General features: G+C 28.3%; 24 protein-coding genes. 4 read left to right on the forward strand and 20 right to left on the reverse strand.

All coding sequences use genetic code 11. The annotated features are described in order from the left end of the window. Nucleotides 1-29 precede the first annotated feature (29 nt). Complete coding sequence (locus tag Q1A46_RS07940; RefSeq protein ID WP_299676384.1) at nucleotides 30-890, forward strand: viperin family antiviral radical SAM protein; 861 nt, start codon at nucleotides 30-32, stop codon at nucleotides 888-890. 288 nt (nucleotides 891-1,178) lie between these two features. On the opposite strand, the gene Q1A46_RS07945 is transcribed toward Q1A46_RS07940, so the two are convergent. From Q1A46_RS07945 to Q1A46_RS08005, 13 genes are all read right to left on the reverse strand, one after another. Continuing rightward, nucleotides 1,179-2,387, reverse strand: coding sequence for a primase-helicase family protein (locus Q1A46_RS07945; protein ID WP_299676387.1), 1,209 nt, complete (start codon nucleotides 2,385-2,387; stop codon nucleotides 1,179-1,181). A 5-nt stretch (nucleotides 2,388-2,392) separates the two neighbouring features. Beyond that, nucleotides 2,393-2,713, reverse strand: a complete 321-nt coding sequence (locus Q1A46_RS07950; protein WP_299676389.1) for a hypothetical protein — start codon at nucleotides 2,711-2,713, stop codon at nucleotides 2,393-2,395. Nucleotide 2,714: 1 nt separating this feature from the next. Continuing rightward, nucleotides 2,715-3,008 carry a helix-turn-helix domain-containing protein gene (locus Q1A46_RS07955; protein ID WP_299676391.1) on the reverse strand — a complete coding sequence of 98 codons (294 nt, stop codon included), beginning with the start codon at nucleotides 3,006-3,008 and terminating at the stop codon, nucleotides 2,715-2,717. Nucleotides 3,009-3,237: 229 nt separating this feature from the next. Beyond that, the gene (locus Q1A46_RS07960) at nucleotides 3,238-4,134 is read right to left on the reverse strand and encodes a hypothetical protein (RefSeq protein WP_299676394.1); all 897 of its coding nucleotides are present in this window, start codon (nucleotides 4,132-4,134) and stop codon (nucleotides 3,238-3,240) included. Nucleotides 4,135-4,139: 5 nt separating this feature from the next. Further along, nucleotides 4,140-5,384, reverse strand: a complete 1,245-nt coding sequence (locus Q1A46_RS07965; protein ID WP_299676397.1) for a tyrosine-type recombinase/integrase — start codon at nucleotides 5,382-5,384, stop codon at nucleotides 4,140-4,142. Between the two features lie 220 nt (nucleotides 5,385-5,604). Beyond that, the gene (locus tag Q1A46_RS07970) at nucleotides 5,605-6,573 is read right to left on the reverse strand and encodes a succinylglutamate desuccinylase/aspartoacylase family protein (RefSeq protein ID WP_299676400.1); all 969 of its coding nucleotides are present in this window, start codon (nucleotides 6,571-6,573) and stop codon (nucleotides 5,605-5,607) included. Further along, entirely contained in the window at nucleotides 6,573-7,997 is a 1,425-nt protein-coding gene (locus tag Q1A46_RS07975; RefSeq protein WP_299676403.1) for a hypothetical protein, read from the reverse strand. The genes Q1A46_RS07970 and Q1A46_RS07975 overlap by 1 nt, the downstream gene beginning before the upstream one ends. 128 nt (nucleotides 7,998-8,125) lie before the next feature. Then, complete coding sequence (locus Q1A46_RS07980; RefSeq protein WP_299676406.1) at nucleotides 8,126-8,539, reverse strand: VOC family protein; 414 nt, start codon at nucleotides 8,537-8,539, stop codon at nucleotides 8,126-8,128. A 2-nt stretch (nucleotides 8,540-8,541) separates the two neighbouring features. Next, the gene (locus tag Q1A46_RS07985; protein WP_299676409.1) at nucleotides 8,542-8,802 is read right to left on the reverse strand and encodes a hypothetical protein; all 261 of its coding nucleotides are present in this window, start codon (nucleotides 8,800-8,802) and stop codon (nucleotides 8,542-8,544) included. 15 nt (nucleotides 8,803-8,817) lie between these two features. Continuing rightward, nucleotides 8,818-9,090, reverse strand: coding sequence for a hypothetical protein (locus tag Q1A46_RS07990; RefSeq protein WP_299676412.1), 273 nt, complete (start codon nucleotides 9,088-9,090; stop codon nucleotides 8,818-8,820). Between the two features lie 5 nt (nucleotides 9,091-9,095). Continuing rightward, nucleotides 9,096-10,076 carry a deoxyhypusine synthase family protein gene (locus tag Q1A46_RS07995; protein ID WP_373456507.1) on the reverse strand — a complete coding sequence of 327 codons (981 nt, stop codon included), beginning with the start codon at nucleotides 10,074-10,076 and terminating at the stop codon, nucleotides 9,096-9,098. After that, entirely contained in the window at nucleotides 10,063-11,010 is a 948-nt protein-coding gene (gene speB, locus Q1A46_RS08000) for an agmatinase (protein ID WP_299676415.1), read from the reverse strand. Before speB ends, Q1A46_RS07995 begins: the two co-directional genes overlap by 14 nt. After that, nucleotides 10,997-12,397, reverse strand: a complete 1,401-nt coding sequence (locus Q1A46_RS08005; RefSeq protein ID WP_299676418.1) for an arginine decarboxylase — start codon at nucleotides 12,395-12,397, stop codon at nucleotides 10,997-10,999. The genes speB and Q1A46_RS08005 overlap by 14 nt, the downstream gene beginning before the upstream one ends. A gap of 399 nt (nucleotides 12,398-12,796) precedes the next feature. On the opposite strand from Q1A46_RS08005, the gene Q1A46_RS08010 reads away from it, so the two are divergent. After that, nucleotides 12,797-13,633 carry a hypothetical protein gene (locus Q1A46_RS08010; protein ID WP_299676421.1) on the forward strand — a complete coding sequence of 279 codons (837 nt, stop codon included), beginning with the start codon at nucleotides 12,797-12,799 and terminating at the stop codon, nucleotides 13,631-13,633. 87 nt (nucleotides 13,634-13,720) lie between these two features. Here the strand turns inward: Q1A46_RS08010 and Q1A46_RS08015 are convergent, their stop codons facing one another. From Q1A46_RS08015 to Q1A46_RS08030, 4 genes are all read right to left on the reverse strand, one after another. Beyond that, complete coding sequence (locus Q1A46_RS08015) at nucleotides 13,721-14,068, reverse strand: DoxX family protein (protein ID WP_299676424.1); 348 nt, start codon at nucleotides 14,066-14,068, stop codon at nucleotides 13,721-13,723. Nucleotides 14,069-14,070: 2 nt separating this feature from the next. After that, complete coding sequence (locus tag Q1A46_RS08020; RefSeq protein ID WP_299676426.1) at nucleotides 14,071-14,934, reverse strand: SDR family oxidoreductase; 864 nt, start codon at nucleotides 14,932-14,934, stop codon at nucleotides 14,071-14,073. Between the two features lie 52 nt (nucleotides 14,935-14,986). Continuing rightward, nucleotides 14,987-15,532 carry a TetR/AcrR family transcriptional regulator gene (locus Q1A46_RS08025; RefSeq protein WP_299676429.1) on the reverse strand — a complete coding sequence of 182 codons (546 nt, stop codon included), beginning with the start codon at nucleotides 15,530-15,532 and terminating at the stop codon, nucleotides 14,987-14,989. 125 nt (nucleotides 15,533-15,657) lie between these two features. Further along, entirely contained in the window at nucleotides 15,658-17,928 is a 2,271-nt protein-coding gene (locus tag Q1A46_RS08030; protein ID WP_299676432.1) for a fibronectin type III domain-containing protein, read from the reverse strand. 169 nt (nucleotides 17,929-18,097) lie between these two features. Here Q1A46_RS08030 and Q1A46_RS08035 point away from each other — a divergent pair, with 169 nt between their 5' ends. Together Q1A46_RS08035 and Q1A46_RS08040 are read left to right on the forward strand one after the other, a co-directional pair. Next, complete coding sequence (locus tag Q1A46_RS08035) at nucleotides 18,098-18,967, forward strand: hypothetical protein (protein ID WP_299676435.1); 870 nt, start codon at nucleotides 18,098-18,100, stop codon at nucleotides 18,965-18,967. Nucleotides 18,968-19,110: 143 nt separating this feature from the next. After that, the gene (locus Q1A46_RS08040) at nucleotides 19,111-19,269 is read left to right on the forward strand and encodes a hypothetical protein (protein ID WP_299676438.1); all 159 of its coding nucleotides are present in this window, start codon (nucleotides 19,111-19,113) and stop codon (nucleotides 19,267-19,269) included. A 194-nt stretch (nucleotides 19,270-19,463) separates the two neighbouring features. Here Q1A46_RS08040 and Q1A46_RS08045 read toward each other — a convergent pair whose 3' ends face one another. The 3 genes from Q1A46_RS08045 to Q1A46_RS08055 all read right to left on the reverse strand — a co-directional run bounded on the left by Q1A46_RS08045 (nucleotide 19,464) and on the right by Q1A46_RS08055 (nucleotide 21,842). After that, nucleotides 19,464-20,372, reverse strand: a complete 909-nt coding sequence (locus tag Q1A46_RS08045) for a nuclear transport factor 2 family protein (RefSeq protein WP_299676441.1) — start codon at nucleotides 20,370-20,372, stop codon at nucleotides 19,464-19,466. A gap of 99 nt (nucleotides 20,373-20,471) precedes the next feature. Then, nucleotides 20,472-21,344 carry a helix-turn-helix domain-containing protein gene (locus Q1A46_RS08050; protein WP_299676444.1) on the reverse strand — a complete coding sequence of 291 codons (873 nt, stop codon included), beginning with the start codon at nucleotides 21,342-21,344 and terminating at the stop codon, nucleotides 20,472-20,474. Nucleotides 21,345-21,383: 39 nt separating this feature from the next. After that, nucleotides 21,384-21,842, reverse strand: a complete 459-nt coding sequence (locus Q1A46_RS08055; protein WP_299676447.1) for a DUF4174 domain-containing protein — start codon at nucleotides 21,840-21,842, stop codon at nucleotides 21,384-21,386. Between the last annotated feature and the right edge of the window lies 1 nt (nucleotide 21,843).

A 21,843-nucleotide genomic window follows, 5' to 3' on the forward strand; every position in this document is an offset into this window, starting at 1 on the left:
CTGTAGGCTTAATTTTAAACTATTTCAAAATGACTAATAAAGATTTTATACCAAGCGTTAATTTTCATTTATGGGAACCTTGTAATATGCGTTGTAAATTTTGTTTTGCAACATTTAAAGAGGTGAAACAAAAAATATTGCCAAAAGGACATCTTCCAGAAAAAGATGCTATTAATGTTGTCGTTAAGTTAGCTAAATATGGATATAAAAAAATAACCTTTGCAGGAGGAGAACCTCTACTTTGTCCTTGGTTACCAAAATTAATAAAAAAGGCTAAAGAGCTTGGACTAACAACAATGATAGTTGCAAATGGAAGTGTTTTAACTGAAAAATTCTTAAATGAGAATAGACTGTATTTAGATTGGGTTACATTAAGTGTTGATAGTCTAACTGATAAAACTAATTTAAGAATAGGCAGAGCCATAACGGGTAAAAAAATAATCACAAAAAGAAGGTATATAGATCTAATAGATCTGATAAAAAAGAATGGTTTTGGATTAAAGATTAATACTGTTATAACTGCTTTAAATTATCTCGAGGATTTCAATCAGTTTATTAGCTTTGTTGAGCCTAGTAGATGGAAAGTATTACAGGTATTACCTATTACAGGTGAGAATGATAATGAAATAAGTTCAATGATGATTACAGAAAAACAATTTAGAGTTTTTTTAGAAAATCATAAAACTCAAAAAAATATGATACCAGAATGCAATAATGCAATGAAAGGTAGTTATGCTATGATAGATCCAGCAGGTCGATTTTTTGATAATTCTGAAGGGAAATATAATTATTCTGAATCTATAATAAATAAACCTATAGATACCTTATTAAAGAAGATGAATTATAATAAAGAGAAGTTTTTAGATAGGAATGGGATTTATAATTGGTAATTATTTTTGTGATTAAACATCTAACGCATAGAAGACCTTGAGTACTTTGTTTCTTTCATACAGTTATGACACTACATTTACGCAAGAAAAAAACGTAAATATTTCTACGGTACATTGAAAGTCTGAATATTGTTTTCTTTGTTAAAATGTTGAAGATTGTTTAGCAATCTCCTAAATCACTAAGTTTTTTAATACAACAACAAATCAACAACTCGTCAACAACTGTTGTTGATTTGTTGTTGATCAATTGTTGATTCTTTGTTTATCTAATAAATGTTCCTGTTTTATTTACGAATAAGAAACTTTGTCAACAATCAACGGATTTTCTAAGAAGTCGTTTTTCAGAAATTCAAAGTATCTACCTTTTTTTGTTTCAAAATCAACAATAGTTTTTTGTGAAGTATTTAGCGTTAAAAAATATTTCTTATAACTACCATTGTATGGTTCTAGTTTATAATCATCTTTTAAACATTTAGAAATCCTTGAACGATTTGTTCTTAATCCTTTATTTAATTTTTCAAATAAATCTGTTGCAGTATAACGTAAAACATCAACTTCAAAAGCTACAAAATCGTCAATTATAATTTCTTTAATTTCTTGACTTAAATAGGTTTTGTTTCCTTTTACAACTTTGTCTAAAGCAGGTGTATAAATTTGTTGTTTAGTAAACCACATTCTAGTTTTTCTTTCCGATACTATTCTTCGATTGTTCAAATAATATAGAAAATGAGGAATTTCTTCTTTTAACTTTTCAAGCATATCAACATCTTCAACTTGAAAAGAGTTTACCTTAATAACCCAATAGCGAATTTCGTTTTCATCTATTTGTATAAAATTTTCTTCATTATTGGAACACAAAATAAACTTCCCGAAAAAATTAGTTTCAAATTTATCTTTTCCTTTAGATTCTACTTTGTAAGAACCAGCGGTGGAGAGATTTTTAATTCGTTCACTATCTTCTCTTTTATCTAAAAGAACTTCATCAACAGAAATAATTAGTTTAGATGCCCAATCACTGTTAAATCTACTTCTAAAATCTTCATTTTTATTTATAGTCATATTACCTTGAAATATCAATTTTAACCATTTTAAAAATGAAGTTTTACCTGTGTTTCGAGAATTACTTACTAAGCATAGAATGGGTAATATTTGTGTTGGTAATTGCCATAAAATAGTGAGGTAATCTAAACCTAACTCATATTGATCTTGAAAAATATGTCTTAAAAAATTTTCGGTTATTTTAAATGAACCTTTTGAGAGTTTGTGTTCGATTTTTTCATATTGATTATAGAAAGAACTTATTTCTTGTTGATAATTTTGATGATCTGGAATTGTGATAAAACCATCATACTTTTTTATTGTATTTAGATAATCTTTTCCTTTATCTGTAATTAATTCTCCTTTTGTCCACTTGATTAATGTTTTATTTGTGTCTCCACTCAATAAGGGTACGTTACAAATCTTAAAATAATCTGTTCCTATTCTTACATATTCCATAACTTTTACAGTTTTAATTTAATTAAAGGTCTATTAGGAATAGGAGTTTCTTTCCAATCAAAAACAATATTTACACCTGTAACCGATTTGTCTGATTTAAAACAAGAATCTATTTCTTGTTCAATAAGTTGCCATTTAAATCTAGGATTACATGTTGCTAAATCTATTATTTTCTCTATTTCTTGTGCATAGAAATCCAAATGCTTGTTTAGTAAAGAATCTGATAATCTGTTAATTTTTAGTTTACTAATTTCTGACTGCATATTATCTGCAATAACAATCAAATTATTTGTAGACATCTCGTTTTGTAAATTAAAATCTTCCATATTATCGTCTATATTTTAAAGATTTAACTTCTTGTAAGGTGTTTTCAAGACTTTCTAAGTTTATAACTATTCTTCGTCCAATTTTTGATGCTTCAATTATACCTTTTTTAATATAATTTCTTACCGTTAGTTCAGAAACATTAAGTCTTTTAGCAGCTTCTTTAACAGTAACATTTTCTTTTTTAGGATTTAATTTATTTTGAATTAAATTTTCTAATGAATTTATTCTTGCAGAAACGGCTGTATCTATTATTTCAACAAGTTCTTCTTGAGTGGTAACTATAATCCCTTTCATTTTATATTTTTGTTTTAAAATTAAAATTGATAACATATAATATTCAGTAATTACTAGTTTCCATGGATTGAATATTTATGTTTTGTTATCACAAAGATTATATGTTTAGTAATAAAATTTAAACCTTTGGAGTAATCATGGAGTGAACTTGGAGAAAGGTAAAGGGTTGTTTTTTAATGGTTTATTTTGTTTTTCTTTTTTGTGATAAGTGTTTAATGGAGAAGAGGAATTATATTTTAGAAAGTTGATTATACAGATATTGTGAAAAAAACTTGAGTTCAAATTTTTCACATTTTTCAATTAGAGTATTTAATTTTTCCTTTTTTTCTTTTTTCGGTATTTTGTAATAATCATAACCTTTATGGTATTTTTCATAAGTAGTGTCTTTAATTTTTTCAAGTTTTTTATTAGTAAATGCACTACAAGAAATTTTTAAAATCAAGGTTAATTCATAAGTAGACAGTTTTTTATTTTGTGATCTTTCATGTTTAAATAAATAATGAATTAAGATAAACTTTTCATCTTCCGTAAATGGGTTATTATTATTCTGATTTTTTGTTTCAACATTTTTTATCTCCGTTTTTTCTATAATCTTTTGATCAGAGAAATTTTGTTCAATAACAATGTTTTCTTTACTTAAAGTCAATTGATTTAGGTCATCTTTAATGTATTTGATATTAAAAAAATCGTTTACTTTTTCTTGATCTATTAAAAAACAAAAAAGTTTTCTGTGTTTACTTAAAAAAGAACTGAAATGTAATAGGTTTGAGAGTTTTGAAAAGCATTCGATAAAATGTTCAAAATCTTTATACTTAGAGTATTCTGAATGTTTTAAAAAATACTGATATATATCTCTATTTATAATGTTTTCTACTCTATCAAATTTATATTGCTTACTTGATATATAGCCCTGAGATATACCTGATATAGATGATTCTTTGTTGCCTTTTTTATCGTTTTCTCTTACATCATTAATTCTTTGCTGAATTTCACTACTATATTTAGTATATAGATCATTTGCCGTTTCAGGAGAACCATAATCTTTTTCAATTCGTTCTATGATTTCCCTTTTAAAGGCAGATAATTCTTTATTACATAATTTTATATATTCTTTCCCGTAATTCATAGTTTTTATAACGTTATATTAAAAGTATCGTTTACTGCATCTTTAACATCTTCGTTTGATATTTGATAATATTGATTCAGTGTTTTCATATCATTATGTCCAGATATTTCAGCGATAAGTTTATCACTTTTTCCGTTTCTTTTCATCATTGTAATAAATGTTCTTCTAGCTGTATGAGAACTTATTCTTTTATAAAAAGGCATTTCTTCTCGTATCACTTCTTTTCCTCTTGTAGATGTTTTTACAACATTATGTGTATATCCAGCTTTTTCAAAAACTTCTTTTACATAATCATTAAACTTTTGATTCGCTATTAAAGGTAAAGTATAATCATATTTATCTAAAATATGTAGAGCTATATTACTAAGAGGTATTTCTCTGCTTTTTTTTCCAGAACCTTTTTCTTCTTTAAGTAATAGTGTTTTTCCGCTAATAATATTTTTTGATACATATTTTAATTCACCAAATCGCATTCCAGTAACACAAGAGAAAATGAAAACATCTTTTACTTTTTCTAACTTTTTAGACGGCATTTCCATTTTTAATAGAAGCTCTAAATCTTCTTTTCTTAATGCAATTTGATTCGTTATTACTTTAGGTTTCTTTTTGAATTTTATAAAATCAGCTTTGTAGGTGTGTCCATTTTTTAAAGCCCAATAAAGAAATGTTTTAACTAAGCCAACATTTCTAGTAAAAGTATTATTGATATGTCCTCTATGAACCATGCAAAAATCTGTAAACTCCGTATAAAACTTTTGATTTATGGTGTTAAAAGTAATCTTATAATTTTTTGTTTTTTCAAAATCTTCAAGTAGTGATTTAATATTATAATATCTTTTAATAGTAGCTTTAGACCATTCTTGATTTTTTTGCTTGAATAACATAAACTCATCATAAGCTTCATAAAACTTATTTTTTCCTTTAGCTACTCTTTTGAATTCCTTGTCAAATTCTTTTCTTACTTTTTCAACAGTTAATTCTTGATTTGTGTTTTTAAAAGTTTCAGTTACTTGTATAAAAAAGTTAGAATATCGATCAAGTTGCCTTTTTATTGTTCGATGAGAGTCTGCTTTTGAAGTTCTTCCTGTAAGGTTATTTGGCTGTCTGTTTTTTATATCCCATTCTTCAGGGTGAATTGATTCTCCTGTAGAGTATACAAATCTTTTACCCTCATTTTTAAAATAGGCTTTCAAATAAATAAGTGTTAATCCATCTTTACTTTTTTCTTTTAGATTGAATGTATATGTCATAGCTATCAGGTGTCAATTTAGGTGTCAATAAAGGTAGTATTTAACATCTATTTCAGCATAAAAAGAATTATAAAAATTTTACAAAATCAGTATTGATAGTAGTTGTAGCGTGGGTTAAGGTATAATAAGACAAAATAAGGTCGATTCTCGGCGTCTCCACAAAAAAACACCTTTTCAAATAATATTGAAAAGGTGTTTTTGTTTTTAAAATACTGTAAAATTATTTAACTATACCTAAATGAATAATTCTACTACCGGTTTGTCCGATTGGATTAGTGCTTTTACCTATAACAATTCCAGATTCTGGTGCAAAATATTCTTTTAAAATTGTTCCAAAAACATCTCTTATTGTTGCTATTAAATCTCCTTTCTTTAAATGTTGTGTTAAATCACAATGAACTTGAATTATTCCACCAACTTGACTGTAAATCCAGTATGATTTTTTACAGATAACCGCTTTTTGATCTGCTTTATCTATAGGCTCATCATACATGTTTAAAAAAGAAAGTGTGTTATATACACCAGTTAAGCTAGAACGTATCATTCCTTTTTGAAACTTATCAGGATCACCGACTTCAACAGTAATTGCATCAATACCTAAATCGGCAGCGGCTCCTCTAAGAGTTCCATCTTTTGGAGGAGCGTTAAGAATTATTTGTGGGTTTTGCATTATAGCTAATTGTTTCGCAATTTTAGAAGATAAATCAGCTCTTATGTAATAAGAATTAACTCTACCAAAACTAGCTGTGTGAAGGTCTAATAAGTAATCGAAATTTTTAACTATTCGATTAATTATTCTATTTGCATAAACTTTACTTCTGTTACCGTCTTTATCACCAGGCATTATTCTATTTAAATCAACTCCATCAACAAATCTTCTTTCATTGGTTAAAATAGAAGGTACATTTACTACAGGAACACCTATTATTGTTCCAGAAAGTTTTTCTAAATCAATAGAGTTAAATAATCGTTGAATTACAGACATTCCATTTAATTCATTACCATGAACCACAGCTGTAATACCTAAAACAGGCCCATCTTTTACTCCTTTACCAATAATTGCTGGTATATAAATTGGTTGTGCAATACCATTAGAAACTAAATGTATCCAACGATGAGATAATGAGTTATTTTCGTATTGATCTAATTTAATCCTTTTGATAATTGGAACCTTCTGGAATTTTGCCATTATATAATTTCTTTAATTAATGAATCGTCATCGTTTAACGATTTGAATAGTTTACGTTTAAAAGTTCCTTTTTTATTTAATAGTTGAATAGCCATTTTATCAATAGCTATTGAAGTTAATACAGTTTGGATATAAGCTTCTATTAAGTCATCTAAGCCAATACCTAAGTTATTAAACTCTTTTCTTTCCATTAATAAGAGTCTGTTTGTATCCGAGCCCCAATCACCATTTTCTTTTTTGAAAGATAAGTTTGTACCTAAAATATCCCATGATGCTTTACCGTCTTGTAATGTGTCTTTAAGAGGAGCTTTTGCTCGTCTAGAGTAAATAGAAATTGGTTTATAACCTTCTTTAGTAGCGTGAATCATCATTCTAAAATCTAAAACATAAGATTGCCCTTTTTGATTAGGAACTGTTCCTACATGATAATATTTTCCTTCAGAAGTGGTAGAACTCCAATTGTAATTACCTACTAAACTTTGAACAATGAATTTATTATAATCGAAATCCATTTTCATAAAATCTTCCAATTCTTGTTCATTAACTATAGTGAAAACACCTTGTCCTGCATTACTATACGGTATTTTTACAACAGCTTTTCCGCCCAAATTTTCAACCCATAATGGTATTTCATTTTTATTAACATCCCAAATCGTATGTGGAGTAATAATTTTAAGGTTTTTATGTTGCAATTCTGAATTGTAAAATGAATACGCTTTTGAGGCAATTAATTTATTTCTTCCACCAGCTAAGCAAACAATAGTAGGATTAATAATTTTAGTTTTTGAAGAAATTGGTAATCTGTTCCAAGGTTTTTGAGTTAAGTATCTAAAAACTAAATCTAATTGTATCCATTCCTCACCAACTTTTAAATGTATATAATCATTAGAAATATCGATATGATTCTTGTCTAAATCATTATAATAAGGAACAAGGTAAACCTTCTTATTTAACATGTCAGCCATTGCGTGGGCGTAACCAGAAGCTTCCATATAGTTCTTGTCATAAATAACAGCAACAGCATTATTTATTTTCTTTTTTAATAAAGGTTTTATAGTATGTTCCATGAACTTTCTATAACCACCTTGTTCTTTAAATTCATTTAAAAGTGGCATAGATTTTTGTCCGGAAGGACAAGAGTTATTTTCTATAATTACCATTTGTCTTTTTCCTTTTTCAGTAGTTACATGAAGTAAATCTGCTCCAGATAAATGGTAATATTTAGGTTTGTAGTTTAAAATCTCTTTTAGATCATCACTATTTACTTTAGGATTTAAATGGCAATAACGTTTTACTATTCTATCATTGGTTAAGTTTAAAAAATAACTTACCATAGGATGAATAGTTGCATTAAGAGATTTTTCATACCAATGATTTTCAGGTTCAAAAGTATGAGGTGCTATAATTTCTGTGTGTTTAATCACGGATTGAAAAAAATGTTTTTTTATTTTAAATTTCAGTAATTATATGTTTTCATGTTAGAAGAAAATTAAAATCAATTCAACTGTAAGAAAGATGAACTGATTTTAATTTGAAATAAGTTTACTAACAGTTACATAAAAATTTCATCAGACCTTTTAAAGGTTTTAAATTCAATGTAATAATCATTAGGATCTTTAACTATGAATGTATTTTGCTCTCCGTTTTGATCTTCGAAAAAAGTTTTCTTAATGATAGTGTCATAAGACCATTGTCTATTTATTGTATCATAAGTATTTTCCCAAGTTTCGTTATCTAAAACCACTCCAAAATGAAAAGAAGGTAACTGTTCACTATCTAAAGAGTAGAAAGGAAATTGAAAATCAAATTTTTCTGTGAGTACAAATGTAACTTGATGTCCAAATAGATTAATATCTACCCAATTGTTAGTTTTTCTACCTATTTTTAAATTTAATTGATCACGATAATAACTGATGGTTTCTTCAATGTTTTTACAAGGAAGAGACATGTGGAAAGATGTATTCATAATTAAATTAATTCTAAGTCTTCAAGTTTTAGTTCAACGAAATCTTCATCATCAAGATCGTCTATAATTTCTTGATAAATTATTTCAAATTTTCGTCCTTTACATTCATCCGATTTTAAATCAAATTTTACAAGTATCATTTTGTTAATTTCATCAAAATCAATAATGTCATTATCTTCTAGTACAAAAGTGTAGTAACCGTTTTTATAACCAGCGTATACACCAGTAACAATCATGCTTCTTTCTGCTCTGTAATAATTCATAATTAAAGTTTTAAATTAGAAATTGTTGTCTGTATAATCGTCGAGATTATTTTCATCAAAAGAATTTTCATCTTCCATGTAATTATCCATAGTTTTTTCAAGCTTTCTACTAATTTTTACTAAATAAATAGTATCATCAGTTCTTACTTCTACAGCACTAATGGTTTCTCCTTTCGAATTTTGAAAAGAAATAATATCATCGTAATTATATCCGTCAGGATATTTTTCTATTAACAAGTCTAATATATTCGCTGTTAATTTTTCGTAATCAACTATTATTCGTTTCATAAGAATTACATTTTTAATAAATAAGCAAATATTAATGGTGCCACAATTGTAGCGTCACTTTCAATAATAAATTTAGGAGTATCGATATCTAGTTTTCCCCAAGTAATTTTTTCATTAGGAACAGCTCCAGAATAAGAACCATAACTTGTTGTTGAATCTGAAATTTGACAGAAATAACTCCAGAAAGGTGTGTCTTCTCGTTCTAAATCTTGATAAAGCATTGGTACTACACAAATAGGGAAATCACCAGCAATTCCACCACCTATTTGAAAAAATCCTATTCCATTTTTTGAATTTTCTGTATACCAATCGGCTAAAAATGTCATGTATTCAATACCAGATTTCATTGTGGAAGCTTTAAGTTCACCTTTAACCACATACGAAGCAAAAATGTTTCCCATAGTTGAATCTTCCCAACCAGGAACTACCATTGGTAAATTTTTTTGAGCAGCTGCATACATCCATGAATCCTTTATATCTATTTCATAATGTTCTTCTAAAACCCCTGATAGTAAAAGTTTGTACATGAATTCGTGAGGAAAATATCGCTCACCTTCTTCTTCTGCTTCTTTCCATATTCTGAAAATATGTTTTTGTAATCTTCTAAAGGCTTCTTCTTCAGGAATACAAGTATCAGTTACACGATTTAAACCTTTTAACAATAAATCCCATTCATCTTGTGGCGTTAAATCTCTATAATTAGGAACACGTTTATAATGCGAATGAGCTACCAAATTCATAATATCTTCTTCTAAATTAGCCCCAGTACAAGAAATAATTTGAACTTTATCTTGGCGAATAATTTCAGCAAAGATTTTACCTAATTCAGCTGTACTCATTGCACCAGCCAACGAGACTAACATTTTAGAACCGTCTTCTAGTTGTTTTTCATAAGCTTTCGCTGCATCAACTAGAGCAGCAGCATTGAAATGAAGAAAGTATTTTTCTATGAATTCAGATACTGGATGTGTATTAGTATTCATCATTATCTTTAAATTTAGTTAGTTTGTTAAAAGGTGATTGGTTGTCATTTTTTTCGTTAAAATTCTCTTCTTCTACTTCTTCAGTAGATTTGAATTTATAACTCAGCATTTTGTAGTATAATTTAGCAGCTAAAAAATCAGAAGATTTTTCTTTCTCATTAGGGCAGAGTTCTACAATATCAAACCCTACCACATTTTTTTCTTCGAATACTTTACGAAGAAATTCTAAAGTTTCATACCAAAATAAACCTCCAGGTTCAGGAGTTCCAGTGCTTGGCATGATTGAAGGATCTATAGCATCTAAATCAAAAGTGATAAAAATATTTCCAGTAAGTTGTTCTAAAACATCATCCATCCAGTATTCATTGGTAGCCATTTCATGAGCAAAAAAGACTTTATCTCTATTGATTACTCGTGTTTCAGAAATATCCATACTGCGGATTCCAACTTGAACTAAATTTGTATTTTGATTGGCTTCATAAACAGCACAGGCATGATTACAAGAACTGCCTTCATATTCTTTACGTAAATCTGCATGTGCATCTATATGCAATACAGTTAAATTATTAAAACATTCATTAAAGGCTCTTATAGAACCAATTGAAATTGAATGTTCTCCTCCGAAAAGAGTAACAAATTTGTTTTTATTAATATACTTTTTTGTGATTTGGTGTACTTCTTCCACCATAGTTTCAGGAGAAGAATTTTCTAATATAGGGTCAGTTAAGTAAATTCCTTCTTTATATACTTCACTATTGGTTTCGATGTCGTATAATTCCATGTTTTTAGAAGCTTGTAAAAAAGCTTCAGGACCTTTATCAGCTCCTTTTTGCCATGTGCTAGTTCCATCATAAGGAACCGGTATTAAAACTATTTTAGCAGTTTCTAATTTTCCATGTTTTTCAGGAATACCAGCGTAAGTTCTATTCGTTTTCATATCCTAAAATTGATAGTAATTCTTTACTTTTTTGTTGTTCTTTGAATAATTGAGATATAATTTCTCCGTTTTGATTTTTTCTAATCAAAATATGTTTAGGGTGTGGAATTAAACAGTGTTGTAAACCACCAAACCCACCAATTGATTCTTGATATGCACCAGTATTGAAAAAACCAATATATAAAGGGTTGTTTTTTTCGTATTCAGGTAAATAAATAGCATTTACATGTTGTTCAGAATTATAATAATCATCACTGTCACATGTAAGGCCACCTAATAATACTCGTTCGTATTTATGATTCCATTTATTTACTGGAAGCATAATAAAACGTTTATTAATAGCCCAACTATCTGGTAAAGTTGTAATAAAAGAGGAGTTTATCATATTCCATTTTTCTCTATCATTTTGTTTTTTTTGATATAAAACTTCATATAATGCTCCACCACTTTCTCCAACAGTAAAGCTTCCAAATTCTGTGAAAATGTTAGGAGTATCAACACCTTCTTCATCACAAGCAGTTTTAATTTGATTGACAATTTCTTCAATCATATATTCGTAATCATATTCAAAAGCTAATGAGTTTTTAATAGGAAAACCTCCTCCAATATTTAAACTGTTTAATGAAGGGCATACTTTTTTTAATTGAGTATATACTTTTAAACATTTTAATAATTCATTCCAGTAATATGAGTTGTCTCTTATACCTGTATTGATAAAAAAATGTAGCATTTTTAACTCTACTTGAGGATTGTTAGCTATTTCCTTTTCATAAAAGGAAACAATGTTTTTATAACCAATACCCAAACGACTTGTATAAAACTCGAATTTTGGTTCTTCTTCAGAAGCAATTCTAATTCCTATATTTAATTTACTTTTTGTTTCATCTAAAAGTAGATTCAATTCTTCATAATTATCAATAATAGGAATACAGTTTTTATGGCCTCCTTCTATGAGGCTAATAATATTAGCAATGTATTGATCTCTTTTAAAGCCATTACACAAAACAAAGGCGCTATCTTTTAGTTTTCCTTGTTTTTTTAATGATTTAACAATGTCGATATCAAAAGCAGATGAAGTTTCAATATGAATATCATTTGACAAAGCTTCTTCTAAAACATATCGAAAATGTGAACTTTTGGTACAATACGAATAATTATAATTACCTTTATAATTAAATTTTTCAATAGCATTATTAAACCATTTTTGGGCTTTAATAATATTCTCTGAGATTTTAGGTAGATATGTGAATTTTAATGGAGTTCCATATTGTTTAATTAACTCCATTAGATTAATATCATGAAAAAATAATTCTTCATGTTTTGTATGAAATTCCTCTTGGGGAAAATCAAAAGTTTGTTCAATTAAGTCTTTATATTTAGTATTCATTTAATTTCAATTAAAATTATAGATAACAAATCCTTTAACTATCTAATAGCTTGACTTGATATAACCAAAATTGAAATTATAGAACTAAACTAAAAGCTCTAAATACACACCTCGTAAACGAAGATTTTGAAGTGTGTTTAAAATAAGATCGGAAGAAACCTTAATTTTTTCGTTGCGTTTCCCAAACACAAAACATTTTTTTATCTTCCTTAAAAAAAAGTTCACGAAATAAGTAAAACCTAACATTTTATTTTACCATAGGTAAATCAAATGTAAACTTTTTTTTAATACAAATTGACTAAATATTTTTTTGGGCTTAATAAAATCCCTGAAAACCGGGTATTGTATGAAACTCTTCGGTGTTAACTTCGTAAGTCTAAAGTTTGTATAAATATTTCCATGAGTTATATCATAAAAATTAACTGTAAAGCAGAAGGAGAAAATTCGTTTTCAGAAGAAATAATAATTCCTAAAACAAATCTCAATAAAGAACTTGAGTTAAATGATTGCAAAAATATTTTAAAGTCGTTAACCTCTACATTAGTTTCTCTTAAAGAAAAAGATGAGATTTATGAGTTTAATTATACCATAAAAGTGATGTACAAAGAAGAAATGGTCATGGAACTTATAGATGGTGAAATGGCATTTTTTAAATCGGTGGTACAATACGAACAATTATTAGATTTTATTATTGATTATGTAAATACTGCTGAAAATGGAAAATATGGAATAAGAATTTGGGAAGATTGTGAAACACCATTAGGAAACGGTGCGATGATGTCTTTGGTTGAAACCGATAAAAAATACATTAAGAATTATATAGATTTTCTTAGAACCTGTGATTTAGATCATGAGGTTTGTCAATGGGGAGATATAGATAGTGTTATAAGTAAATATGGTTTTACTGAAGAAACAGTGAAGCTTATAGTAGCTAGATTAATGAGCTGTGCAGGTCAACATGGAGATGAACAATTTACTGATTTACTAGATAATGGTTTAGAAATATATTTAGCAGATAACAAAGAATTATTTTTAACAGCTTTGGTAGCAGAAACAAACTATAGTTTATACAATTGTAATTATTATCATAACTGTTTAGAAGCTCCAAAAGATGAATTTATAACTGAAATGATAGAGAGTATAAAAGAGCTTGTAGTTAAGTTAGATGAAAGTGATGTTGATTTTTATAAAAAAGAACTTATAGGAATTTGGAACAAACATAGAGTATTAGAATAAAATTGAAAGTTTGATTATTTACTTTGTTAGAATACACGTCTTATGTGTTTTAACAATTAGCCTCAGTTTTTACTGAGGCTTTTCTTATTATAATTTATGGAAAGAAAAATATGAAAATGATAAAATAATACACAAAACTACTAGTAATACACTTATAAATATTGAGTCTTTGTTGGCTATATGAGCAACTAAAGCAGTGATTAGAAACAAAGCACTACCAACATAACTCCATTCCTTTATGAAATCGGGAATAGAAGGAATCACTAGAACTAATGCAGCAATAGTTTTTAAAACTGCTAGTTGAATTCTAAAAAAATCCGGAAAACCTAATGCTTTTATACCCTCAATTGTTGCTGAATTAAATATATATGAGTACGAACTAATTAAAAGAAAAACAGAAAAGAGTAGAGTAGAAGACCAATATATAAATGCCATGTTTACAAGAAAAATGATTGTACTTGTTGAACTAATTTTGTCCCATCAGGATCTCCCATTGTTTTTAAATGACCTAAATTCTCTGCCCATTCTGAAGTACGAATTCGAATAGGAGGATTTTCAGAAGTAGCAACGTTTAAAACAACTTGAGCAACTTCTTTTCCTGTTTGATATGGAGAAACATCATTATTACCAGCTCTATTTTGAGCTCCGCTTATATATTTTTGAAATATAGGAGCATATACACCAGTTGCTAGTTCACCGTTTTCATTTTGAGTTTTTTGTACAGCATTCGTCATAAATTCTGTAGCAATTCCTCCAGGTTCAACTAAAGAAAATTGTATACCAAATGCAGGAGTTAAGTAACTAGCCAAAGCTTCTGTAAAACCTTCAACTGCAAACTTAGCACCACAATACAATTCATTAAAAGGTTGTCCCACTAAACCACCAATAGAAGTGATATTAATTATATGTCCACTTTTTTGTTTTCTCATTTGAGGAATCACAGCTTTTGTTGTTCTAATTACACCAGTATAATTTACATCAGTAACCCAGTCTATTTCTTCCTGAGAAGCAAATTCTAAGGTTTTGGCAAATCCAGCTCCTGCATTGTTTAATAGAATATCAAGTTTTCCATCTTTTTCTATAATTGTATTTATAGCGTTCTGAATAGAATCGTTTTTAGTAACGTCTAATTCAAGAATTTCAATTGCTAAATTTCTATCCTTAATTTCTTTTTTTAAAGCTTCACTTTTAGTTAAGTTTCGCATAGTAGCATAAACTTTAAAATTATTTTCAGCAAAAAGTAAAGCTGCTTCAAAACCAACTCCTGTTGATGTTCCTGTGATTAAAATATTTTTATTCATAAGTTGTTGTTTTTTTTGGATTGAATGTTCATTCCAATTTTAAATAAATTTTTTACACTTTAATAGCATCCCAAACCAATTTTATTTGATTGCTAATGTATGTTTTACTTGTATTTTGAGTATTCCAACGAATTGTAGATAATAAAGAACCTCCTATAAACTGAAGTAATTCTTGAGTTTCTATAGGTTTAATTACATTTTTTTCTTTTCCAGTTTTAACAAGATTTAAAACTTCTACAGTTGCTTTTTCTCCTAGTTTTCTGCTTTCTTCTGTAATTATAGGAGATGCTTGTAGTTGTTCCATAAATTGAAAAAACTGAATGTTTTCAATGAAAAAATTAACAGCTAAACTGTAATAATTAAAGAATTGCGTTTTAATTTCTTTATCAGGTTGAAAAGGTTCAAAGATTTCTTGTTCTTGAAGTTTAATAAACTGATAAATATGATTAATTAAAATTTCTTTGTTAGGAAAGTAGTTGTAGATAGTACCCATTCCTGTACCAGCTTCTTTAGCAATAGCAGACATTGGAGTAGCGTGTATTCCATTTGAAGTAAGCAGTTTTAAAGCAGCTTGTATGATACTATCTTTTTTTGTCATGATGCAAAGATATAATAAATGGAATATTCATTCCAAAAAATATTCAAAAAAAACCGCTAATTCTGAAAATGAATTAGCGGAATAAAGATCAAAAAAAATTCTCCCGGTTTTTCTTGATTAATTATCTATTTCTTGATAAGTTTTTTCTTCATTATTATTTCATCGCCTTCTCTAACATGTAAAAAATATACTCCAGAGGCTTTTGATTTTGGTGTGATTTTTTTATCACCATCAGTATCAATTATACTTTTCTCTTGGAATACAACTCTACCATTTACATCATATAAGATGATTTCTATTGGCGCGCGAAGGTACGCCTTTTTCATAGAAATAGTTATGTTGTTCGTAAATGGATTTGGCTTTATTTCAAAATCGTTAGCTGAAAGAATTGGAGGATAAGTTAGAGTACTTTCATTATAAAATCTATTAGCTGTACTACCACAAGCTCCTAAGAAATTCCACCCGTCAGATGTTCTTTCAAATAAATTACCTTGGTAAACTACTTTTGTTCCAGCTGAATAACTTACACCGCTTCTCCATTCAGCAATACCTGAACAAATATCTGGATTAGTAGTGTCTCCATCTGTTGTGTAATTAACAATTAATCGAGCTGCTTTGCTGGCACCACCTTCATAAGAATCTGCTACACGTTTAGCCGAAGTACTTGTTAAACTAGTACCTTTACCTTTAATAAGAAAACTTACACTATTTCCAGACACCCAACTGCTTTTATTTACTAAGCTTTGCACCATATTTTTTAAGTTCGGAGTTCGTTGTGCGCTTCCATTTTGGTTAGATGACCAAGAGCTCGGTTTCCATGTAATTTTTGATGAAAAAGTAGCTCTGTCAGATACATTATTTGAATTAGAAAAAGCAGGTGAGTTACTACTGTCGTGTAAACTAATTTCTAGTTCAGTACTAGCGCTATTACTTTCATCAGCATTAAACTGAAGATAAGCACTAGTTATTGAAGCATTCTTAGGTAAATTGATACCTCTAAAACGTAATCCTATTTTTTGAAATCCGTTATTTTCATAACTGTCATAAACTAGTTCTAAATCACTACTATTAGCATAAATACTACCATTTTCTCTTTCTTCTACATCATCACTACCGTTTGCTATGGCTACTTCTAGTGTTCCATTTCCAGAGTCACCACCACCTCCAGAAGTATTTTTATTAATAGTAACAACACTACCGTTTGAAGGATTCCAAACATCTAAATTAGAAGGAATTTGAAAAGAATTATTATTAGAAACAGAACCAACGTTTGAAGCATTATCTACACGTATTGTTCTTGTTTCAATTTTATTTTCGTCAACAAAAATCCATTTAAATTGATTAAATCTTCCAGAATTACGAGTCCAGTTTTTATTATCATCATTAGAACGTAATGGAGCTCCCCAACATCCTTCTCCAACATATGTAGTACCGTTGTCATCTCTTTTAAATCCTTCATCATTTCCAGAAGAAGAAGAAGGACGAACTGGCCATGTAGTTTTTACGGTATGCGCATCACATTCTACAACTAACTTCACATTTTTATCATAAAATAAACGAGCCCAATTACCATACTGACTATTTCCTTCGCTTTTAAAACGAACATGAGGACGCATTGGTTTGTGGTATTGTGCAATTTTCCAAATTGTATTTGTAGAATTTAAATCGTTACCTAACCAAGTAGTTTGATTTCCAGAAATTGAAATTTCTGTGTTTAATGTATAGGTTCTTACTAAATTATTACCAAAAGTTATGGCATAGTATACACTAGTAGAAGGTACATCAAATAAATTGTAAATACTGTTATTACTATCCTCATGATTACCTCTAGCAGCAATGATAGGAAACATTCTTCCGTCTGATGCAATAGTTAATTGCCAGTCATCAAACCAAGTTCGCCATTGACTATTGGTGTCATTATCTGTCATATCACCTCCGAATAAAACAGCATGAGGTTTTAGTTTAGATACAAGTAAATTCGCATTTCTTCTTGGAGTTCTGTTATTTCTCGAGTCTCCACCAGCAATGAAAGATAATCTGCTATTATCAGCAGGAGCAGTTTTAAACCACAATCGGCGACTTGTTCCTTGACTGTCTCTAATAACAAAGTAATATGCAGTATTTGGTTGTAAACCTGTTAATCTAGCGAAATGATTGTTCATTCCTTTGTAAGAAACTGCTTTGGTTGGAGCCATGTTAAAATCATAGCGATTATAGTCAGTTCCATAATCTGTAGTTCCATAGTAAACTCTAGGGTTACTACCAGAAATTTGATTCCAGCCAATAACAATAGTTGTAGCTGGATCGTCTCTTAAGGTAAGACGATATTTATCGTTATTTGCATTAAGATTGAACCCTATTAATAGAAGGATTGCTATTGATAAAAGTTTTTTCATTTTGGAGTAGAGATTAATTGGTTAAATTGCTGCGAATGTAAAAAAGTTATAAAATGAATCGTATTGATTTTCAATTGTTAATTAAAAATTAAATCACTTAACTATAAATTCAAGTAAATTTAACATCTCCGTTTTTATCAGTTAACATTGTTTACACTTAATTTGGGGTATGAATAAAATTAATCTCCTCAAACTATCTATTTTTTTTATTTTTTTTGGTAGAGCTTGGCAACATCTCTTTTGGGATGCTCCTTATAGAACTTTCTTTTGGGATGAATCTCTTTTAAAGCCTGTAATTGAAAATTGGTTTGGTGTTTCTTGGACAACTTATGCAACAAGTAGTACTACTGATTTTTTTGTACAATCGTTAATTATAGGAAAAGGTGTTTTATATACAATAGCTGCAATTTCAAGTTTATTAATTACAAAATCTAATAAGAAATTATTAAAAATTCCAATTTTTATTGGAGGATTAAGCTTAGTTATTTTAACTGTTCTTTTAACCAAAGAGAAGTTTTATCATTTTGCACAATTTTTCGAACATAGTATTCAATTTGGTTTGCCTTTTGTTTTGTTATATTCTTTAAAAGAAAAGTATAGTGAAGAAAGGTTATATTTTATTTTGAAAATATTAATTGCAGTAACATTTTTCTCGCATGGTTTGTATGCTTTTGGAGCGTATCCTGTACCAGGGAAATTTGTCGATATGGTAATAAATATTTTTGGTTGTTCTGAATCTTTTGCGCTCTCGTTTTTATATATAGCAGGAATTTTAGATTTTGTTTTAGCTATCTTAATTTTTATTCCGAAGCTTAATAAATATGCATTGATTTATGCTGTAGTTTGGGGTTTATTAACTGCTTTGGCAAGAATAGTCGCTAATTTTTATTGGGATTTTCCTATACAATCTCTTCATCAAAATATGTATCAAGTAATTTATAGGTTACCTCATGGAATTACTCCACTAATAGTCTTAACTGGTATTGTAGTTTATTTAAAGCAGAAAAAAACTTTAAAAATTAAAGAAATAACCACTTAGAAGTCGTGTCGATAATGCTTTAAACATTGCAATTATAGGTGTTGTCTTTACTTTAATACCATTCGTCTATAAACCTCTATTTTTCTCTACTGTAATTTATAATTTTAAAGTGTATAAATAACATTTCCCCAAAATTATAAGTTATGATCACCAATACAATGCTAATAAAAAAGCTGCGTTTAAAAAGTGCAGATAGAAGAATGATTTTAGAGTTAATAAAGTCAGACGATTACTTTAAAAAAGAAAGTGTATTAAGTAATAAAGAATTTGAATTTTTATTAAGGTTACAGATTAGTAATTAAAGTATTTCATGTTTATTGAGTTATTACTTTTTAATTCGTTTATATTCTCTATATCTAAAAGTAAAAACTCAATACATCTCTGCATTGAGTTATTTATTTGTATTAACTATAATCAAAGTTAAATACATATTTAACCCGTAAAATTATTTCAGTTCTTTTAAAATAAATAAGGCGATAAATGAATTAGTATCTTACTAATTATGATAAGCTTTAGAGACTGCATAACTATCTTCAAACCAATTCCAAAGAATCACTTTTCCGTCTTTAACTTTTACACGTAATGCATATGTGAATTCTTCAGTTTGTTTTCCTGTTTTTGTTAATTCACCAATCATATTTCCAAAGAAAGCAGCAGTATCTCCTTTAGATAAAGCATCGTTAGGTTCCCATTTTATAGTTTTAAAGTTTGATCCAAACTCAGGTAAAAACTTTTCTAAAATTGTTTTTTTACCTTTCCATGGTCCAATCCAAGGCATACTTTTATCACCTTCATTGTGCCAAACCATATTATCATGCATTAAGCTGACCATTTTTTTCATATCACCTTTCCCCATGGCTCCCATAAAATCCATGGCAACTTTCATAGTTTCCTCCGAAGAATCATTTTTAGATTTTAATTGTTGCATTGCAGTAGCCCAATCTTCAATATGATTTGTACTTACAAACTTTCCGTCTTTCATGGTATGAATATCGATAGTCATTATTTTAAACGATTTAGATCCGTTTGTTGGCAATCCCATAAAGTCACCATTAGGTGTTCCTGTAGCAATACTTTTTACTACATATTTGTCTCCATCATTTATGATTTGTTGTGTTTCCCACTTTAAATCAGGAATTAATTTCCAGAAGAATTCTAATTGTCCCATTAATTCTTTTGCTCCTTTTGAACCAGTAGAATTAAACGATTGATATCCTTCTGCCATTAACGGAGTTAAAACAGCTGTAGGTCTTGTATCTTTATTTACGGTTAAGGCTTTCTGATAAAAAGCAGAAATTGCTTCTTTATTTTTCATAATCTCTTTTGAGTTTTTTTGCTGAGCATTACATCCGGTAATTAGCATAGTTAAGTATACTATACTCGATAAAGAAATGAATCGCTTCATGATAAATTGGTTTAATATTAATTTACCTCAAAAGTATATTGGTCAGAAAAGAAGCTTAGGTGAAAAAAAATATTTTTAGGGTAAAAATGGGAAAGTTGTTTATTTATTTAGTTCTTTAAACTCTTTTGGAGAAAGCTGAGTTCGTTTTCTGAAGTATTTAAAAAAATTAGTCGGTGAATCGAAACCAACATGATATGCTATTTCAGTTAATGAAAGTTGAGAGTTGATAATGAGTCTTTTAATTTGTAGAATCAAAATTTCATCAATGAATGCCTTTGTAGATTTACCAATAATACTTTGCGTAATATTATTCAGTGTTTTAGAACTTACACCTAATTTTTCAGCATAAAAGGAAACTTTTTTACTTTCAAAGCATTCTTTTTCAATTAGTTCTTGGAGTTTAGTGAATTTTAAATGGTAGTTTTTATTGTTGAAGTTAGTATTGTTTTTTGATTTTATTCGTAATAATTTTAAAATCAATACTTGAATTAAACTTCTGATAATAGGAGTAGAATAAGAATCGTTACTGTTAGAAAATTCAATGTTAATTTGAAATATAATTTTATGAATTTCTTCAAATTCACTAGAGTTTAATTGAATTTTAGGAGCACTTAACATTTCATTAAAAAGTTGAAATAGTTTTAAAGTTTCGAACTTGTCTGAGTATTTTATAATGAAATCTTCGGTAAAAACAAGAATTTTCCCGCTAGCTTCAGATTTGTAGAATTTATGAATGTTATTTTTTCTAAGTGTAAAAACAGTGCCTTTTTGATAAGAATAATCCTGATAGTTAATACTATGAGTTCCTTCACCTTTGGTAATGAAAACGATTACATAAAAAGAAACTTTATGATGTTCAAATTGATTATGATCTGTAGGTTTTAAATGTATAATATTACTTAAATCAACCAAATCAAAATAAAGATGATCTCTATTTTTCTTTTTGAATGTAACTTGTTTAATGGGCTTCATTAGTTAAAAAGATCCATAGTTTAATAGTCTTTAAAAATACTAATTCCTTTTTAACTCAGCTTTTCTCATAGGCATTCCATCAATTAAAGTGAAAAGTAAATCTTTGGTAAATACTTTATTTTTTACAGTTTTTTTTCTCCCTCCGTCAAGACCAATCAACATGACTTTAAAAGGAGGCTTCTTTGAAGCATATGTATTGTATAAACTAGCTTCATTTTTCCAAGGTCCTATTTCGGTTTTATTATTTCTGAATGAAATTTCACGAACCCTATTTTTTTGTACATCTAATACTTTTAGTTTACGCTCTTTAAAAGCTTTTGCAGGTTGAGAAAATTCCTGTAACTGTTTTATATACAAGCTGTCTTTTGAGTCTTTAGAAACAATAACAATCATTCTATTTTTCCAACGATACGATTTTAAATCAATATTTTGGGTGTAAGATTTAATACTAATTATCAGTATAAAAAAAGTTAAAAAACAGCTTGTCTTAAATTGCATA

The sequence above is a fragment of the uncultured Tenacibaculum sp. genome, assembly GCF_947502995.1.
Taxonomy (GTDB): domain Bacteria; phylum Bacteroidota; class Bacteroidia; order Flavobacteriales; family Flavobacteriaceae; genus Polaribacter.

What these genes read in the sequence shown, in the direction of transcription:
- Q1A46_RS07940 (WP_299676384.1), top strand. Translation starts at nt 30, where the DNA reads ATGACTAATAAAGATTTTATACCAAGCGTTAATTTTCATTTATGGGAA.
- Q1A46_RS07945 (WP_299676387.1), bottom strand. Translation starts at nt 2,387, where the DNA reads ATGGAATATGTAAGAATAGGAACAGATTATTTTAAGATTTGTAACGTA.
- Q1A46_RS07950 (WP_299676389.1), bottom strand. Translation starts at nt 2,713, where the DNA reads ATGGAAGATTTTAATTTACAAAACGAGATGTCTACAAATAATTTGATT.
- Q1A46_RS07955 (WP_299676391.1), bottom strand. Translation starts at nt 3,008, where the DNA reads ATGAAAGGGATTATAGTTACCACTCAAGAAGAACTTGTTGAAATAATA.
- Q1A46_RS07960 (WP_299676394.1), bottom strand. Translation starts at nt 4,134, where the DNA reads ATGAATTACGGGAAAGAATATATAAAATTATGTAATAAAGAATTATCT.
- Q1A46_RS07965 (WP_299676397.1), bottom strand. Translation starts at nt 5,384, where the DNA reads ATGACATATACATTCAATCTAAAAGAAAAAAGTAAAGATGGATTAACA.
- Q1A46_RS07970 (WP_299676400.1), bottom strand. Translation starts at nt 6,573, where the DNA reads ATGGCAAAATTCCAGAAGGTTCCAATTATCAAAAGGATTAAATTAGAT.
- Q1A46_RS07980 (WP_299676406.1), bottom strand. Translation starts at nt 8,539, where the DNA reads ATGAATACATCTTTCCACATGTCTCTTCCTTGTAAAAACATTGAAGAA.
- Q1A46_RS07985 (WP_299676409.1), bottom strand. Translation starts at nt 8,802, where the DNA reads ATGAATTATTACAGAGCAGAAAGAAGCATGATTGTTACTGGTGTATAC.
- Q1A46_RS07990 (WP_299676412.1), bottom strand. Translation starts at nt 9,090, where the DNA reads ATGAAACGAATAATAGTTGATTACGAAAAATTAACAGCGAATATATTA.
- Q1A46_RS07995 (WP_373456507.1), bottom strand. Translation starts at nt 10,076, where the DNA reads ATGATGAATACTAATACACATCCAGTATCTGAATTCATAGAAAAATAC.
- speB (WP_299676415.1), bottom strand. Translation starts at nt 11,010, where the DNA reads ATGAAAACGAATAGAACTTACGCTGGTATTCCTGAAAAACATGGAAAA.
- Q1A46_RS08005 (WP_299676418.1), bottom strand. Translation starts at nt 12,397, where the DNA reads ATGAATACTAAATATAAAGACTTAATTGAACAAACTTTTGATTTTCCC.
- Q1A46_RS08010 (WP_299676421.1), top strand. Translation starts at nt 12,797, where the DNA reads ATGAGTTATATCATAAAAATTAACTGTAAAGCAGAAGGAGAAAATTCG.
- Q1A46_RS08015 (WP_299676424.1), bottom strand. Translation starts at nt 14,068, where the DNA reads ATGGCATTTATATATTGGTCTTCTACTCTACTCTTTTCTGTTTTTCTT.
- Q1A46_RS08020 (WP_299676426.1), bottom strand. Translation starts at nt 14,934, where the DNA reads ATGAATAAAAATATTTTAATCACAGGAACATCAACAGGAGTTGGTTTT.
- Q1A46_RS08025 (WP_299676429.1), bottom strand. Translation starts at nt 15,532, where the DNA reads ATGACAAAAAAAGATAGTATCATACAAGCTGCTTTAAAACTGCTTACT.
- Q1A46_RS08030 (WP_299676432.1), bottom strand. Translation starts at nt 17,928, where the DNA reads ATGAAAAAACTTTTATCAATAGCAATCCTTCTATTAATAGGGTTCAAT.
- Q1A46_RS08035 (WP_299676435.1), top strand. Translation starts at nt 18,098, where the DNA reads ATGAATAAAATTAATCTCCTCAAACTATCTATTTTTTTTATTTTTTTT.
- Q1A46_RS08040 (WP_299676438.1), top strand. Translation starts at nt 19,111, where the DNA reads ATGATCACCAATACAATGCTAATAAAAAAGCTGCGTTTAAAAAGTGCA.
- Q1A46_RS08045 (WP_299676441.1), bottom strand. Translation starts at nt 20,372, where the DNA reads ATGAAGCGATTCATTTCTTTATCGAGTATAGTATACTTAACTATGCTA.
- Q1A46_RS08050 (WP_299676444.1), bottom strand. Translation starts at nt 21,344, where the DNA reads ATGAAGCCCATTAAACAAGTTACATTCAAAAAGAAAAATAGAGATCAT.
- Q1A46_RS08055 (WP_299676447.1), bottom strand. Translation starts at nt 21,842, where the DNA reads ATGCAATTTAAGACAAGCTGTTTTTTAACTTTTTTTATACTGATAATT.